17 protein-coding genes and 1 tRNA gene are annotated in these 16,084 nt (G+C 65.1%); 14 read left to right on the forward strand and 4 right to left on the reverse strand.

Annotation, left to right across the window (positions count from 1 at the left end; all coding sequences use genetic code 11):
- Positions 1-12 precede the first annotated feature (12 nt).
- From AAFG16_RS00420 to AAFG16_RS00450, 7 genes are all read left to right on the forward strand, one after another.
- Complete coding sequence (locus AAFG16_RS00420) at positions 13-1,383, forward strand: hydrolase (protein WP_342736442.1); 1,371 nt, start codon at positions 13-15, stop codon at positions 1,381-1,383.
- Between the two features lie 35 nt (positions 1,384-1,418).
- Entirely contained in the window at positions 1,419-2,789 is a 1,371-nt protein-coding gene (locus AAFG16_RS00425) for a cytochrome P450 (protein ID WP_342736444.1), read from the forward strand.
- A gap of 50 nt (positions 2,790-2,839) precedes the next feature.
- Positions 2,840-4,249 carry an adenylate/guanylate cyclase domain-containing protein gene (locus AAFG16_RS00430; protein ID WP_342736446.1) on the forward strand — a complete coding sequence of 470 codons (1,410 nt, stop codon included), beginning with the start codon at positions 2,840-2,842 and terminating at the stop codon, positions 4,247-4,249.
- Between the two features lie 366 nt (positions 4,250-4,615).
- Positions 4,616-5,116 carry a TerB family tellurite resistance protein gene (locus AAFG16_RS00435; RefSeq protein ID WP_342736448.1) on the forward strand — a complete coding sequence of 167 codons (501 nt, stop codon included), beginning with the start codon at positions 4,616-4,618 and terminating at the stop codon, positions 5,114-5,116.
- Between the two features lie 226 nt (positions 5,117-5,342).
- Positions 5,343-6,122 (forward strand): SDR family oxidoreductase, encoded by a 780-nt coding sequence (locus AAFG16_RS00440; protein WP_283083053.1) that lies wholly within the window; start codon positions 5,343-5,345, stop codon positions 6,120-6,122.
- Between the two features lie 180 nt (positions 6,123-6,302).
- Entirely contained in the window at positions 6,303-7,097 is a 795-nt protein-coding gene (locus tag AAFG16_RS00445) for a glutamine amidotransferase (protein ID WP_342736451.1), read from the forward strand.
- A 121-nt stretch (positions 7,098-7,218) separates the two neighbouring features.
- Positions 7,219-8,031, forward strand: a complete 813-nt coding sequence (locus tag AAFG16_RS00450) for an enoyl-CoA hydratase (protein ID WP_342736453.1) — start codon at positions 7,219-7,221, stop codon at positions 8,029-8,031.
- 112 nt (positions 8,032-8,143) lie between these two features.
- Here the strand turns inward: AAFG16_RS00450 and AAFG16_RS00455 are convergent.
- Positions 8,144-8,219 (reverse strand) — tRNA-Ala (locus AAFG16_RS00455).
- Between the two features lie 188 nt (positions 8,220-8,407).
- On the opposite strand from AAFG16_RS00455, the gene AAFG16_RS00460 reads away from it, so the two are divergent.
- The 3 genes from AAFG16_RS00460 to folD are packed head-to-tail and all read left to right on the forward strand — an operon-like array spanning position 8,408 to position 9,968.
- Complete coding sequence (locus AAFG16_RS00460; RefSeq protein ID WP_283083056.1) at positions 8,408-8,698, forward strand: YggT family protein; 291 nt, start codon at positions 8,408-8,410, stop codon at positions 8,696-8,698.
- A 15-nt stretch (positions 8,699-8,713) separates the two neighbouring features.
- On the forward strand, positions 8,714-9,073 hold the full coding sequence (locus AAFG16_RS00465) for a DUF167 domain-containing protein (RefSeq protein WP_342736455.1): 360 nt from the start codon (positions 8,714-8,716) through the stop codon (positions 9,071-9,073).
- A gap of 10 nt (positions 9,074-9,083) precedes the next feature.
- Positions 9,084-9,968, forward strand: a complete 885-nt coding sequence (gene folD / locus AAFG16_RS00470) for a bifunctional methylenetetrahydrofolate dehydrogenase/methenyltetrahydrofolate cyclohydrolase FolD (protein WP_283083058.1) — start codon at positions 9,084-9,086, stop codon at positions 9,966-9,968.
- 69 nt (positions 9,969-10,037) lie between these two features.
- On the opposite strand, the gene ppa is transcribed toward folD, so the two are convergent.
- Both ppa and AAFG16_RS00480 read right to left on the reverse strand, forming a co-directional pair.
- The gene (gene ppa, locus AAFG16_RS00475; protein ID WP_235541995.1) at positions 10,038-10,574 is read right to left on the reverse strand and encodes an inorganic diphosphatase; all 537 of its coding nucleotides are present in this window, start codon (positions 10,572-10,574) and stop codon (positions 10,038-10,040) included.
- A gap of 179 nt (positions 10,575-10,753) precedes the next feature.
- Positions 10,754-11,263: a GNAT family N-acetyltransferase gene (locus tag AAFG16_RS00480; protein ID WP_342736458.1), complete on the reverse strand. Its 510-nt coding sequence runs from the start codon at positions 11,261-11,263 to the stop codon at positions 10,754-10,756.
- A gap of 267 nt (positions 11,264-11,530) precedes the next feature.
- Here AAFG16_RS00480 and AAFG16_RS00485 point away from each other — a divergent pair, with 267 nt between their 5' ends.
- The 4 genes from AAFG16_RS00485 to AAFG16_RS00500 are packed head-to-tail and all read left to right on the forward strand — an operon-like array spanning position 11,531 to position 14,690.
- On the forward strand, positions 11,531-12,430 hold the full coding sequence (locus AAFG16_RS00485) for an alpha/beta fold hydrolase (protein ID WP_342736460.1): 900 nt from the start codon (positions 11,531-11,533) through the stop codon (positions 12,428-12,430).
- Positions 12,427-12,894, forward strand: a complete 468-nt coding sequence (locus tag AAFG16_RS00490) for a DUF2269 domain-containing protein (protein WP_283083059.1) — start codon at positions 12,427-12,429, stop codon at positions 12,892-12,894. Before AAFG16_RS00485 ends, AAFG16_RS00490 begins: the two co-directional genes overlap by 4 nt.
- Positions 12,895-12,902: 8 nt before the next feature.
- Complete coding sequence (locus AAFG16_RS00495; RefSeq protein ID WP_283083060.1) at positions 12,903-14,222, forward strand: SDR family oxidoreductase; 1,320 nt, start codon at positions 12,903-12,905, stop codon at positions 14,220-14,222.
- A gap of 60 nt (positions 14,223-14,282) precedes the next feature.
- Positions 14,283-14,690 (forward strand): DCC1-like thiol-disulfide oxidoreductase family protein, encoded by a 408-nt coding sequence (locus tag AAFG16_RS00500; RefSeq protein ID WP_283083061.1) that lies wholly within the window; start codon positions 14,283-14,285, stop codon positions 14,688-14,690.
- A gap of 5 nt (positions 14,691-14,695) precedes the next feature.
- Here AAFG16_RS00500 and AAFG16_RS00505 read toward each other — a convergent pair whose 3' ends face one another.
- Positions 14,696-15,943 carry an NAD(P)/FAD-dependent oxidoreductase gene (locus AAFG16_RS00505; RefSeq protein WP_283083062.1) on the reverse strand — a complete coding sequence of 416 codons (1,248 nt, stop codon included), beginning with the start codon at positions 15,941-15,943 and terminating at the stop codon, positions 14,696-14,698.
- Positions 15,944-16,084 lie beyond the last annotated feature (141 nt).

The following is a 16,084-nucleotide window of genomic DNA, read 5'->3' on the forward strand; positions in this document are numbered from 1 at the left end:
GGGGAGGAACAGATGAAGCTGTCGCGACGGACAATTCTGCAAGGGGTGAGCAGCCTGCCTTTCGCGGTTGCGAGCTTGCGGACGGGGGCGCTGGCCCAGACCGCGCCCGCGGCCCAGACCGTCGAGGTGCCGCCGATCCTGTTCGTCCATGGCAATGGCGACTATGACGCGCTCTGGATGACGACGCTTTGGCGGATGGAATCCAACGGCATCGCGCGCGATCGCATGATGGCGATCAATTTCACTGATCCCCTGGCGCGCAGCGACGACACGGTCGAGCAGGCCGGTCGCTCCTCGATCGAGGACCAGCGCCGCGAGCTTGCCGCCGCCATCGCGGACCTGAAGCGCCGGACTGGCGCTCCGCGCGTGGCACTGGTCGGCAGCTCGCGCGGCGGCAATGCGATCCGCAACGTCATCAGAAGCGGCGGGGCCGGCGACGTCAGCTACGCCGTCTTGTGCGGCACGCCCAATCACGGCGTGTTCGCGACCGACGATCAGCCCAACAACGAGTTCAATGGCCGCGGCCCGTTCCTGCGCGGCCTGAACGAGGGCGAGAGCGAGGTGACGCCGGGCGTTGCCTTCCTGACCTTGCGCAGCGACGGCATGGACAAATATGCGCAAGCCGACGGCCGCTTCATCGGCAAGCCCGGCACGCCGACCAATGTGACCAACGAGGGGCCGGAGCTCAAGGGCGCCACCAATCTCGTGCTCGGCGCGCTCGACCATCGCGAGGTGGCCTTCCACCCGCGCGCCTTCCGGGAGATCTACAAGTTCATCGCGGGACGCGAGCCCGCGCGGATCGCGATCGTGCCGGAGCAGAGCGTCAGGCTGAGCGGCCTGGTCACGGGCACCCCGGGCGGCGCGCCGACCAATCGTCCGGTCGCGGGCGCAACCGTCGATGTCTTCCGCGTCGATCCCCAAACCGGCGAGCGCATTGGCAATGCGGTGCACAGCGCGAAGACCGGCGTCGACGGCCGTTGGGGACCGGCGCAGGTCGATCCTTCATGGTCGCTCGAATTCGTCCTGACATCGTCGGAGGCGCCGACGACGCACATCTACCGCTCGCCGTTCCCGCGCTCGTCCGATCTCGTGCATCTCAGGCCTGCGCGCCCGCTCGGCCCCGCAGACAAGGATGCCGGCGCGGTCGTGATCATGTCGCGCCCGCGCGGCTATTTGGGCCTGCCGCGGGACGTGGTGCTGTTCGACGGCAAGGAGCCGGCCGACGTCAAGCCGGGCGTGCCCACGGATGCGGCGGCAACCTTGCGTCTGCCCGCCAGCGAGGTCGGGCGTAACATCGTGGCCCAGTTCGGCGAAGAACGGATTGTGGCACGGCTCTGGCCTGCCGCCGAGAACAGGATTGCGATTGCCGAGCTGACTTACTAGCTATTGACCTGCGCCATATCTCTCGGGAGGGAGCCATGAATATCGCCAGTGTGCGTCGGCCCATCGTCCCCCCGGCCCCGCCGCGCGCGCCCGACGACATGTCGTTCCTCGGCCGCGTCGCGGTAATCAGGCGCAACATGATCGCAACCTGGGGCCAGCGTGCCTACGAGGAAGAGGTCATCAAGGGCCGCTTCTTCCTCCGCAACAGTTTCATCCTGAACCAGCCGGATGCGATCCGGCACGTGCTGCTCAGCAATTACGAGAATTACACGCGCACGCCGGCCGGCATCCGCATGCTGCGTCCCGTGCTCGGCGACGGCCTTCTGATCGCGGAAGGCCATTCCTGGACGTTTCAGCGCCGCACGCTCGCGCCGGCCTTCACGCCGCGCGCGACCGCGAATCTGGTTCCGCACATGACCGCGGTGCTCGACGAGACCATTGCGAAGCTCGAAACGCGCACGAGCGAGCCGGTCGATCTGCGCGAGATCTTGCAGCGCATGACGCTGGAGATCGCCGGGCGGACGATGTTCTCGTTCGGGATGGATCGGCACGGGCCGACCTTGCGCAATTTCGTCATGGAGTACGGCGAGCGGTTGGGACGGCCGTATTTCCTCGACATGCTGTTGCCGGTGTCCTGGCCGACCCCGATGGATTTCGCCCGCGCCCGCTTCCGCGAGCGCTGGACCGAATTCGTCGCGATGCTGATCGCCGAGCGGCGCAAGATGGGCAAGAAGGACGGCGCGCCGCCGCGCGACCTGTTCGATCTCATGGACGCCGCACGCGATCCCGAGACCGGCAAGGGCTTTTCCGACGAGCAGCTCGTCGACGAGGTCGCGACCATGATCCTCGCTGGTCACGAGACCACCGCGACCGCGCTGTTCTGGGCGCTCTATCTGCTCGCGCTCGATCCGGAGACGCAGGAGGAGGTGGCGCTCGAGACAAGCGGCGAGCATCTCGACAGCATGGCCGACATCGACCGGCAGAAATTCACCCGCGCGGTGATCGAGGAGACGATGCGGCTCTATCCGCCCGCTTTCCTGGTCGCGCGTGCGGCGCGCGAGAAGGACAATGCGGCCGGCGTCGAGATCGGCAAGGGCGACATCATCATGATCGCGCCCTGGCTGCTGCACCGGCACGAGAAGCTGTGGGACCAGCCGAATGCGTTCATTCCAAAACGATTCATGTCGGCGGAGGCGCCCGATCGCTTCGCCTATCTGCCGTTCGGCGCGGGGCCGCGCGTCTGCGTCGGCGCGCCGTTCGCACAGGCCGAATCGGTGCTGGCGCTGGCGCGCCTGATCGGCGCGTTCCGCGTCGAGCTCGCGGATACGACGACTCCAGTGATTCCGCTCGGCGTCGTCACGACCCAGCCGGACCACTCACCCATGTTCCGCATCACGCGTCGGTGACAGGCGATGGCCTGGCCGATGGCGTGATCCAAGAGAGATAGAGTTGCGCCATGAGCGACATCCAGGCCCAGTTTTCCGTTCTGAAGCAGACCGCCGACGCCAAGGTGGTCGATGCGATCGCGCAGATGATCGCGGACGGCGAGGATCACGAACTCAACCGCGTCAATGTGCTCGACTTCGCGAGGCACCATGGCGTCGACGAAGAGCACGCGATCTCCACCTTCCTGCACGCGGCGCGGCTCGGATTGTTCGATCTCGGCTGGAACGTGTTGTGCCCCGGCTGCGGCGGCGTGCTGGGCGCCCACACGACGTTGAAGGCGCTCAAGCCGGACGATTACCACTGCGCGCTCTGCGCCTGCGGCTACAAGGCTTCGGTCGACGATCAGGTCGAGGTCTCCTTCACCGTGAATCCGCGTGTCCGGCGCATCGCCGCGCATGACCCCGATACGCTGCCGGTGTGGGAGTATTTCAAGCAGGTGTTCTGGAGCTCGGGCGTCGACTTCAACAAGGAATCGTTTGCGACGCTGGCTAACGAGGTGACGCTGGATACGATGGAGCTGCCGGCCGGCGAGAAGGCGACGATGTCGCTGCAGCTGCCGAACGACTTCATCATCATCTTCGAGCCGGTGACGCACGCCGCCCAGTTCATCGACGTCCAGGGCGAGCCGACCAAGGATCGCCAGCAGCTCGCCATCATGTACAACAAGGTGCAGGCGCCGACCGGGACCACGACGATGCGGCCGGGTCCGCTGCGGCTGTCGCTGGAGAACCAGGCCGGCGTGCGCGTGCTGCCGTCTGTGTTCATCGCGGCCGAGGCGCTTCATCATCTCATCGGCAAGCGCAAGCCGTTCCTCACCGCCAAGCGCATGCTGTCGAACCAGACCTTTCGCGACGTGTTCAAGGCGGACAATCTCAGCCTCGATCAGCGACTCCAGATCACCTCCCTCACCTTCCTGTTCACCGACCTGAAGGGCTCGACCGCGCTCTACGAGCGCGTCGGCGATCTCGCCGCCTTCGATCTCGTGCGCGCGCATTTCCACGCGTTGCTCGAGATCATCTCCTCCGAGAAGGGCGCGGTGGTGAAGACCATCGGCGATGCCGTGATGGCGACCTTCGTCCGTCCCGAGCACGCGATCGTTGCCGGCCTGCGGATGCGCGCGGCGATGGACGAGCTCAACAGGCAGCGCGGCACCGCCGACCTCATCGTCAAGATCGGCATCCATGAAGGGCCGTGTCTCGCCGTGATGCTGAACGAGCGGCAGGATTATTTCGGGCAGACCGTCAACATCGCCGCGCGCGTGCAGAGCCTGTCGACCGCGCAGGAGATCCACATCACGGGCCCGGTGCTCGATGCTCCCGCGGTCGCCGAGGTGCTCGAGCGTCGCGCGATCAAGCCGATCCAGAAGCAGGCCGCGCTGCGCGGCATCGCCGACAAGATGGTGGTGTACGAGATACCGTGAGTGATGGTCGCGGTCCCACACACTCTCCGTCATTGCGAGGAGCACTTGCGACGAAGCAATCCAGAATCTCTCCGTGGCGGCAGTCTGGATTGCTTCGCTACGCTCGCAATGACGACGTGGAGATGGATGCGCACTGCACTTTCCTTCGTCATGCCCGGGCTTGATCGGGGCATCCACGTCTTTGCTAGCGGATATACGTGGATGGCCGGGACAAGCCCGGCCATGACGGTGAATGAGGCAGCCCAGATTGCCGAAACGTAATGGCGCGCGCAACTGACGCACATTGCGCCGGTTGGGTTTCCCGCTCATATAATGCTGGTCACGACCGCGCTTGTTGCGGCGTCATCGATTTCGGTAGGACCTTATATGCTCGACGGCCTGCGCCAGTTCATCGCCGACATTGTCGCTCCGCATGATCAGAATCGCGCCTTCGACGACGGCGATTATCGCCTGGCCGCGACCGCGCTGCTGGTCCACGTGGTGTCGCTGGATGGCCAGCCGACGGCAGCCGAGCAGCGCAAGCTGCACAGCCTGATTGAAAGCCATTTCGGGCTCGATCGCGGCACCGCGGACCGGCTGATCGCGGATGCGACCCAGGTCGAGGGCGAGGCGGTCGATCTGTATCATTTCACCAGCGTCATCATGCGCTCGCTCGACGAAGAGGGCCGCAAGCGCATCGTCCGGATGATGTGGGAGCTGGTCTATGCGGACGGCCAGGTCAGTGAGTTCGAGGACAACGTCGTCTGGCGCGCCTCCGATCTGCTCGGGATCTCCCAGCGCGACCGCATCGACTTGAAGCATGCCATTGCCGAGCGCGCCGGTGGCCAAAACGGTAGCCAGGTCAAGGACGACGCCATCGGCGGCTGAGCCGATTCGGCCCGGCGGCCTGCCGGTTGTACCGACCACATGACGAAACTTTAATGTAGCCGCCGCAGCGCCGGTATCGGCTTCACCCGCAAATTCCGCGGTTTTCCTGCGCGCCCTGTCGCCGGTTCAAGCGGCCATGCTGACAGCACCGCTTGCCTGCCACGCATGGCCTATGCTCTCGTTCCGGCATTGCGGGGCAAAAACTTCAATTCAAGAGACGTCGATCGTGACTGAGCGGGTAACGTTGATCACCGGTGCCTCGGCGGGGATAGGTACGGAGCTGGCGCGCGTGTTCGCCGCCAATGGCCACCGTCTCGCATTGACGGCGCGACGGGCGGACCGGCTTGAGGCGCTCGCGAACGAGCTGTCCACCAAGTGCGGCAAGAAGCCGATCGTGATCGCCTGCGATCTTCAGGACACCGACGCCGGCGAGAGGATCGCTGCGGCGCTTGCGGCCGAAGGTGTCGAGCTCGACCATCTTGTCAACAACGCCGGCTTCGGCGTGTTCGGCGATGCCATCGAGCGCGACCGCGACGAGCAGGTCGGCATCGTCGACGTCAACGTCAGGGCGCTGACCGATCTGTCGCTGCGCTTTGCCGATCAGCTGATCCGGAACAAGGGCGGCCTTCTCAATGTCGGGTCGGTCGCGGGTTTCCTGCCCGGCCCCGGCATGGCCGTCTACTACGCCTCCAAAGCCTATGTGATTTCCCTGACCGAAGCGCTGCGGGCGGAGCTTGCGCCGCGCGGCGTTCGCGTCACCGTGCTTTGCCCGGGTCCGGTGCCGACCGAATTCCAGGCACGCGCCGGCGTCGGCTCCGGACATGATACGGCGCTGCTCAATGTGTCGGCCACGGCGGTTGCGCGTGAGGCCTATCGCGGCCTGATGGCCAACAAACGGGCAGTGCTGCCCGGCCTCGGCATCAAGATCGTGCCCTTCGCGCTGCGATTCTTTCCGCGCGGCTTCATCCTGTCCGCCACCAGCCGGTTTCAGCGGCAGCGGCGCTGAATTTGTTGTTTTGACGCGTTTTCGAGCGAACCGGTATCCGCTTCGCTCGAAAACGCTTTGAGCGCCCCCGTAGTGGCCCGGAGCTTGCTTTAATCTCGAGGCGTGTGTGCGCGAACTCACACGATGTTAACCTTCGCTTAGCTATGCTGGCGAACTGAACCGATAGCACTCGCAGAGGCCATGTCGTTCCGGACGGACAGGTTTGGTGGCGCAGAACTGGTACCCTTCCGAAAGAGGGCGCCGGGCGCCGCCGCCTCCGAACCCCTTCTGCCGGTGCTGATCGTCCTGCATCAGGAATCCTCGACACCCGGCCGCGTCGGCAATGCGATGCGCGCGCTCGGCCATGGTCTCGACATTCGCCGTCCTCGCTTCGGCGATCCCTTGCCTGAAACGCTCGACCGCCATGCCGGCGCCGTGATCTTCGGAGGCCCGATGAGCGCCAACGATCCCGACGATTACATCCGCCGCGAGATCGACTGGATCGAAATTGCGCTCCGCGAACAGCGGCCGCTCCTCGGCATCTGCCTGGGCGCGCAGATGCTGGCGATGCAGCTCGGTGCGCGCGTCGCGCCGCATGCGCAGGCGCTGACCCAGATCGGCTACTATCCGATCCGCCCGACCGCCGCAGGACACGCGCTCTGCCCGGACTGGCCGGCGCAGGTCTATCACTGGCATCGCGAAGGCTTCGAACTGCCGCGGGGCGCCGAATTGCTGGCGGAAGGCGATGATTTTCCGATCCAGGCGTTCCGCGCCGGCAATGCCTTCGGCGTGCAGTTCCATCCCGATGTGACCTACGCGATGATGCATTGCTGGACCACGCGCGGCTATGACGGCCTCAGCGCGCCTGGCGCGCGCGAGCGGCATCATCATTTCGCGGATCGCGCCGTGTACGATGTGGCGGAACGCGCCTGGCTCGATCATTTCATCGACGGCTGGCTGGCGCGCCGCGTGGTGCTGGCGCAAGCCGCCGAGTGATCGCGTCTTCGCGCAATTCCCTGGCGCAATTCCTTGGCGCAAGTTCTTGCCTCTTCCCTCGATATGCTAGGCTTGCTGCCAACGAGCACGCCCGAACGCGTGCCGGCAAAGGGAGAGCGCCATGGCCTACGAGCACATTCTCTACGAGGTGAGCGACAAGATCGCGACCATCACGCTCAACCGTCCCGATCGCATGAATGCGTGGACGCCGATCATGGAGCGCGACGTGCGCCATGCGATGGAAGCCTCGAGCGCCGACGACAATGTCCGCGTGATTGTGCTGACAGGCGCGGGCCGTGCCTTCTGCGCCGGCGCCGACATGGATGCGCTGAAAGGGCTCGATCCCAACGACGTCAGGCGCGCATCGAACCTGCCGCCGTTCGACATGAATCGCAGGCCGGACTGGCAGACGCGCTACGGCTTCTATCCATCGATCGGTAAGCCCGTCATCGCGATGCTCAACGGCGCGACCGCCGGCATCGGCCTCGTCCACGCGCTCTATTGCGACCTGCGCCTTGCCGCCGACAATACGGTGTTCACGATGGCATTCGCGCGGCGCGGATTGATCGCCGAGCACGGCATGTCGTGGATGCTGCCGCGCATCGTCGGCCACGCCAATGCACTGGATCTCTTGCTCTCGGCGAGGCGCGTCTCCAGCGAGGAGGCGCTGCGGATCGGGCTGGTGAACCGGCTGTGCTCGCCGGAAAAGTTGCGCGAGGAGACCTACGCCTATGCGCGCGACCTCGCCGATTTCGTCTCGCCGAGCGCGATGGCCGTGATCAAGCGTCAGCTCTACGAGGTGCCGTTCCAGACCCTGGCCGAGGCGACGATCGAGGCCAACAGGGAGATGATGGTGGCGCTGAACGGGAGCGATTTCCGGGAGGGCGTCGCGAGCTTCATGGAGAAGCGGCCGCCAAGGTTTACGGGGAGGTAAGGGGGAGCTGATCGGAGACAGTCCGTCTTCGCCCTGCGGGCTTCGCCGGACACCACGCTTCACCCATCAGGCTCCGCGCGGCTGCGCCACGCGTAGCCTGATGGGCGAAGCGTGGTGGAGCCAGGCGGGATCGAACCGCCGACCTCGTCATTGCGAACGACGCGCTCTCCCAGCTGAGCTATGGCCCCTTTGCTGGCCGCTCTGGTAAACGCGGCCGACAACCGGGCGCCATTTAAGTCCCCGCCAAGGTCAAGTCAAGGACGGGGTGTAAGGGGGTTTTAGCCATCCGGGCACCGACTTCCCTTGTTTGGGCCGGGGGGAACCGATATCTAGCGAAAGACGTCAATCCCACCCGCAGCCAGAGTCTTCAAAAGCCATGCGTGCCGTTCTCGACATCGTCATCATCGTGCTCGACCTCTACGTCTGGCTGCTGATCGCCTCTGCGATCCTGTCCTGGCTGATCGCCTTCAACGTCGTGAACACCCGCAACCAGTTCGTGTCGGCGGTGGCGGAGTTCCTGTACCGGATCACCGAGCCGGTCCTGGCGCCGATTCGCAATTTTCTGCCGAGCCTCGGCGGCCTCGACATCTCGCCGATCATCGTGATTCTGATCATCATGTTCATCGAGCGGGTGATTCTGTACTACATCTACCCTAACGTGATCTGAGCAGGCTGGAGCGCCTTGGTTGCCAACGACGCTTTTAGGGAACCTTGGCGCTACTCTGCCGCAGGGATCAGCATCGCGCTGCGGGTGACGCCGCGCGGCGGCCGCGACGACATCGACGGGATCGAGCAATTGGCCGATGGCCGCAGCGTGCTCAAGGTGCGGGTGCGCGCAATCGCCGATGGCGGCGAGGCCAACAAGGCCGTTCTGGTGCTGCTGGCGAAATTGCTTGGCGTGCCCAAGGCCAATGTAAGACTGCTATCCGGTGCCACCTCCCGGCTGAAGCAGATCGCGGTTGACGGCGATCCGGGGCGGCTCGGCGAAGCTCTGCGCCGGCTGGCCCAAGCCAAATCAGCAGACGCCAAATCGACAGACTGAGGGAACTGACATGACGGCCAAGATCATCGATGGAAAGGTCATTGCCGCGGAGCTCCGCGCGCGCGTCGCCGATGAGGTCGCCCGGGTCAAGCGCGAGCACAATCTGGTGCCGGGCCTTGCGGTGGTGCTGGTCGGCAACGACCCCGCCAGCGAGGTCTATGTCCGCTCCAAGCACACCCAGACCCAGGCGGCCGGCATGGCTTCGTTCGAGCACAAGCTGCCGGCCGACGTCTCGCAAGGAGATCTGCTCGCGCTCGTCGCAAAGCTCAACCGCGATCCCGCCGTACACGGCATCCTGGTGCAACTGCCGCTGCCGAAGGGGCTCAACACCGAGGCCGTCATCAATGCGATCGATCCCGCCAAGGACGTGGACGGCCTGCATCCGAACAATGCCGGCCGCCTTGCCGGCGGCTTCGAGGCGCTGTCGCCCTGCACGCCGCTCGGCTGCATCATCCTGACCAAGAGCGTGCACGCCTCGCTCGAAGGCCTGAACGCCATCGTCATCGGCCGCTCCAACCTGGTCGGCCGTCCGCTGGTGCAATTGCTGCTGAACGAGAATGCCACGGTGACGATCGCGCATTCCCGCTCGCGCGATCTGCCCGGCCTCGTGAAGCGCGCGGACCTCGTCTACGCGGCAGTTGGAAAGCCGGAGATGGTGCGCGGCGACTGGCTGAAGCCGGGCGCAACTGTGATCGACGTCGGCATCAACCGCATTCCGAAAGAGGACGGCAAGACCCGTCTCGTCGGCGATGTCGCCTATCAGGAAGCGCTTGGCGTTGCCGGCGCAGTGACGCCGGTGCCCGGCGGCGTCGGCCAGATGACGGTGGCGTGCCTGCTGGTGAATACGCTGCGCGCTGCGTGCGCGATCGCCGGGCTGCCGAAGCCGGCGGTGTAGGGTTTCTTCACCTCGCCCCGCTTGCGGGGAGAGGTCGGATTGCGAAGCAAGCGGGGCGAGGGGGAAAGATCAGCCCTTCTTCTTCTTCTCGCGCTCGATGCCTTCGAGGATCAGCTTGTGGGCTTCGTCCGGGCCGCCCCAGCGCAAGATCTTCACCCACTTGCCCTTCTCGAGATCCTTGTAGTGCTCGAAGAAGTGCTGGATCTGCTGCAGCGTGATGTCGGGCAGGTCGGAATACGACTTCACCTTGTCGTAGCGCTGCGTCAGCTTCGACGACGGCACCGCGAGAATCTTCTCGTCGCCGCCGGCTTCGTCTTCCATGAACAGCACGCCGACCGGGCGCACGCTCATCACGGCGCCGGGGATGATGGCGCGGGTGTTGATGATCAGCACGTCGCAGGGATCGCCGTCGTCGGACAGCGTGTGCGGGATGAAGCCGTAGTTACCGGGGTAACGCATCGGCGTGTACAGGAAGCGGTCGACCACCAGCGTGCCGGCCTCCTTGTCCATCTCGTATTTGATCGGTTCGCCGCCCACGGGGACTTCGATGATGACATTGACGTCGTGGGGGACGTTCTTCCCGATCGAGACCGCATCGATACGCATTCAAGGCTCCGTTATTGCCGAGGTTTAAATCGCGCCCGGCAGCGATTTTGGCGCTGTCATACGCGGGCTTGGCCCGCCGATCCATCGTGTTTTTGTGAAATAATGAATCCCGCGATCACCGGCGGAAAAGGCTGGCGGTATCGGCGGAGGGAAAGGCTGCCGGTTAGAGTTTCAGCAGCTTAATTGGTCCAAGCGAAGGCAACCTTGTCGAGCGACTTCGGCCCGAAACGCTCGGAGGAACGCGCCACCATGCGGCCGCCCAGGGCACGGTAGAATTCGGTGGCGGGATCGTTGTCCGAGAGCGCCCACACCACCATGCTCTTCAGGCCGCTCTGCATCAAGTCGCGGCGAGCGGCGGCGAACAGGCGACGGCCGAAGCCGAGGCCCTGGAATTCGGGGCGCAGATAGAGCTCGTAGATCTCGCCGTCGAAGTGCAGGCTGCGCGCGCGGTTGCGACCATAGTTCGCATAGCCCGCGATCTTGTCGCCGAACACGAGCACGCTGACGCGGCTGCCCTTGCGGATCGCGCTGTCCCACCATTGCGGGCCGCGGCGGTTGATCAGCTTCTCCAGCTCGGCGCCGGGAATGATGCCCTGATAGGCGGAACGCCAGGCTTCGTCATGGGTGGACGCCACTGCAGTTGCATCTGCAGTTTTGGCCGGCCGGACCTCGATCAGGGTTGTGCTCATGGGCGTGATCAAACCAAGTCGCCGCGCCGGCGGCAAGACCTATCGTTAATTATCGGTTAACGTGTGGACTTTGTGCATCAGTATTTGAACCATGTTGTACCGAAAAAAGACAGGACGCCAGTTCGAATGGCATCGCAGCGCCGTGCGTCGGTGCAAAATTGCCTTGCGGCAACGAATGAACGGCAATGGCAGCGCAGAAAGTCCGCCCAGAATGATTCGTTCCTACTAGTCTCGCTGTCGGTTGTCCGTGTTCGCCTTTGGCAATTCATGCGACTCTTCAACGCTCTCGCTCTCCTGCCTGTGCTGGCCTTGCTGACGGCGGCACCGCTGTGTGCAGAGGTCACATTCGGTGCGTCGGGGGAGGAGCGCGAACCGTTTCGCCGCCAACAATGGCGTGTGCCATCGCCCGAGGCCGACATTGCCGCGCATGCGCTGTTGTTTCGCCCAGCCGGCGCTGGTCCATTCCGGCTCGCAGTGATTGCGCATGCCTCGACGCAGAACGTGTTGCGTCGCGCGCAAATGCCGCAGCCGGAATACCGCGCGCTCGCGGCCTTTCTCGTCGCACGTGGCTTCGCCGTGCTGGTGCCGGAGCGGCTCGGCCATGGTGCGACCGGCGGCCGCTATGTCGAGGACCAGGGCGGCTGCGACGAAGCGGATTACGCGCGCTCCGGCCGCGCGACGGCGGACGAAATCTTGCGCGCGTTGAAATTCTTGCGAAAGCAGGATTTTATTCGCAAGGACGCAGCCATCGTGATCGGCCATTCCGCCGGCGGCTGGGGCGCGCTGGCGCTGGCCAATGCCGATCCGAACGCCGTCGCTGCGATCGTTGCGTTCGCGCCGGGCCGCGGTGGCCATGCCAATGATGAGCCGAACCGGATCTGCGCGCCGCATACGCTTCTGGCGGCAGTGGCTGAGTTCGGCAAGGCGGCGCGGATTCCCGTCACCTGGCTCGTTGCCGCAAACGACAGCTATTTTGCACCGGCATTGTCGCAGAGAATGGCCGATGCGTTTCGCACCACCGGCGGCAACGCCCTCTTCCACACGCTGCCCGCCGTCGGCAGCGAGGGGCACTGGATGATCGAGACCGAGGCCGGGGTCAAAGCCGCAAGCAGCGAGCTCGCGCGCGCGCTGAACCCGTCGAGGCCTGTGGCGACCAAGAAGCCATGACGCTGTATTTCCTGGTCAAATTCTTTCATGTGCTCGGCGCCGTCATTATCCTCGGCACCGGAACCGGCATTGCCTTCTTCATGCTGATGGCGCATCGGACACGCGATGTCGCGTTCATCGCGCGCACCGCGTCGGTGGTGGTGATCGCGGATGCGATCTTCACGCTTTCGGCCGTGCTGCTCCAGCCGCTCACGGGCGGCCTGCTGATGACGCTGTCGGCGACGCCGATCACCGAGCGCTGGCTGCTGGCCTCGCTCGCGCTCTACGTCTTTGCCGGCCTGTTCTGGGTCCCCGTCGTCTTCATGCAGATCGAGATGCGCGATCTCGCGCGCAAGGCCGCCGAGCAACGCAGCGCGCTGCCGGAGCGCTACTTCTTGCTGTTCCGCCGCTGGTTCGCGTTCGGCTTCCCCGGCTTCGGCGCGACGATGCTGATCCTGTGGCTGATGATCGCCAAACCATTTTGAGAGACGTGATGAGTGAGCGGACCATTTTGGTGCTCGGCGCCTCCGGCCTGATCGGGCGCTTCGTCACCGACGATCTTCGCGCGCGGGGCTTTCGTGTCGTCGGCGTCGCGCGTAGCCTGTCGCCAGCGCAGAAGACGAGCGCGCTGGATCTCGAGCTGCCGATCCTCTCGCTCGATGCGGCCGCGCTGACGCGCCTCTTCAGCGAGCGCGCGGTGGATGTCGTCGTCAACTGTCTCGGCGTGCTCCAGGATGGCCCTGGCAGCGACACCAATGCCGTGCATCGCGATTTCGTCGCGCGTCTGCTTCAGGCCGTCGGTGGCAGCGGCCGTGTGATCCGGCTGGTTCACATCTCGATTCCCGGGACCGCAGAGGCCGATCGCACCGCCTTCGCAACGACCAAGCGCGAGGCCGAACGCCTGATCGCGGCCTCCGGCATTCCCCACGCCATTTTGCGGCCGGGCTTCGTGGTCGCGCCCTCAGCCTATGGCGGCAGCGCCATGCTGCGCGCGCTCGCCGCCTTCCCGCTCGACCTGCCTGCGAAGGAGATGGCGACGCCGTTTCAGCCCGTGGCGATTGAGGATATTTCGGCCACCATCGCCTGGCTCGCCGCACGCGACATCGGCGATGCCGGCGTGAAAGCCGTGACCTGGGACCTGATGCAGCCTGAGCCGATTACCATGGCCGGCGTCATCAAGCAGTTCCGCCACGCCTTCGGCACGGACGGCTGGCCTCGCCTCGCGATGCCCTCGCTCATGCTCGATCTCGGCGCGAGGATCGGCGATCTCGCCAATTATCTCGGCTGGATGCCGCCGATGCGCTCCACCGCCATCGCCGAGCTGCGCCGCGGCGTGAGCGGTGATCCCTCGGCATGGATCGCCGCCACGGGCATCGCGTCGAAGTCGCTCGCCGAGACGATCGGGCGCCATCCCGCCGCCATCCAGGACAAATGGTTCGCGCGGCTGTTCCTGATCAAGGCGCTGATTGTCGCCAGTTTGGTCGCGTTCTGGCTCGTCTCCGGCTTCATCGCGCTATTCGTGTCCTACCGCGCCGCCGTAGGCATCCTGACGGTACACAACTTCCCGCCGGCGCTGGTCGATCCCATCACCATCGGCACCAGCCTGATGGACATGAGCATCGGCATGCTGATCGCCTTCCGCCGCACGGCCGCGATCGGGCTGGTGACGGGCATTGTTGCTTCGCTCGGCTACATGGTGGGCGCAGCGATCCTCACGCCCGACCTCTGGATCGAGCCGCTCGGCGCGCTGGTGAAGACAGGGCCGGCGATCGTGCTGATGCTGGTCGCGCTCTTGATGCTGGATAATCGATAGCGTTTTTGAGCGAAGTGGATCCCGGTTCGCGTGAAGAAAATGCGTGAAAAAGAGAGTCTGATGAGCAAATGGCCCGATGACGACGTGATCCTGTTCGACGGCGTCTGCGTCTTCTGCTCGCGCTGGGTGCGTTTCGTCGCCAAGCGCGACACGGCGAAGCGCTTTCATTTCACGCCGATCCAGTCGGACTATGGTGCCCGGCTGGCGCGCACATTCGGCATCGATCCCAACGACCCTGATACCAATGCCGTCGTCCATGGCGGCGATGTCTTCATGAAGTCGGACGCCGCGCTGACAGTGCTCTCTCAGCTCCCAGGCTGGGGCTGGGTGCGCATGCTGTTCGCCGTGCCGAAGCCGCTGCGGGACCCCGTCTACAGCCTCATCGCGCGCAACCGCTATCGCATTTTAGGGAAGTACGACGCGTGCTTCGTGCCGGATGCGGATCTGCGGGCGCGGGTGATCGAGTAAATTCGTCACGGCTTGGCGAGAGCGGCCAGCACTTCCTTCGCCGCGCGCTCGCCGCTGTCGCGCGCGCCGTGGGCTGTCGAGAAAAAGTGCGGCGATGTCGCCTCGCCCGCAAAGAACAGCCGACCGTCGACCGGCGCGGCCAGCACGGCGCGATCGCCGGCGTGGCCAGGGAGCGCATGCGAGTAAGCGCCGCGAGCGAGGCGGTCGTGGCCCCAGCGCGACTCTGCCAGCGGCTTCAGCTTGCGGCGGATGTCGTTGCCCAAATAGTCCGCGATCTCGTCGATGCTCTGCGCCGCGAAGGCGCCCTCGCCGGCGTCCTCCAATTCGCGCGCGAAGCTGCCGCCGAAAAATCCGTCGATGCAGGGCTGGCCGAACGGGCGGATGTGGTAGGTGCCCATTGCGGTGCGCATGGTGGCGCCGCGCAGATTGCCTTCCTTTGGAAAGGCTTCCGCATCCTGCAGCGCCAGCACCACCTTGTCGTCGACGCCGAGCGGCAGGCCACATGCGGCGTCGACCTTGGCCGGCAGCGGCGGCGAGAAGCGGATTGCTTCATTCGCAATCAGGTTGGTCGGCACTGTGACGATCACCCTGTCCGCGGTGAGCGTGCCCGATGACGTCTCGATCCGGATGCGCTTGCCGGAATGGTCGATCAGCGAGACGTTGCAGTTCAGTGCCACCGGGCAGGAGGCTCCATAGGCCGCGATCAGCGCACCATAGCCGGCGCGGACGCGCCAATTGAAATAGGTGTCCTCGTAGGCGTCCATATCGAGGATCGAGACCCGATCGAGCTCAGAGCCGTTCACATAGGTCGAGACGGCATTGATCATCGGGTTCCAGCGATTGCCCGGCTCGAGATAGCGCTCGGCCGGCGCATCCTCGCCCGCTTCCGCAGCTTCGCTGACGCGCTCGTAGAATTCGTCGATCGTGCGCGCGAACTCATCCCGCTCACGCTCCGGAAACACCTCGCCAAAGGCACGGTCACGCCAGGGCGGCAGATCCGTGTTGACCTCGAAATTCAGGCTCTTGGCGATTGCGACGAACGAGTTCTTGTCGGCCGAGTGCAGCCAGCCGCAGCCGACGTCGAAGATGACTTCGGGCGAGGCCTGCACGGTCCAGGCGCGGCCGCCGAGCCGACCCCGTGCCTCCAGCACGATCACGGAGAGACCCGAGCCATCAAGCGCATGCGCGGCGCCGAGACCAGCGGCACCGGCCCCGATGATCGCGACGTCGACGGAGGAAGGGAGGGAGCTCATGGGTCGGCTCTAGCACGTTCGCTGAAGCGCCACCACAAAACGAACTGTCATCACCCGCGAAGGCGGGTGATCCAGTATTCCAGAGACGATTGTGAAGTACGGAGAGGCCGCGGCGTACTGGATTCCCCGCCTTCGCGGGGA

It is taken from the genome of Bradyrhizobium sp. B117, from assembly GCF_038969555.1.
Taxonomy (GTDB): Bacteria; Pseudomonadota; Alphaproteobacteria; order Rhizobiales; family Xanthobacteraceae; genus Bradyrhizobium.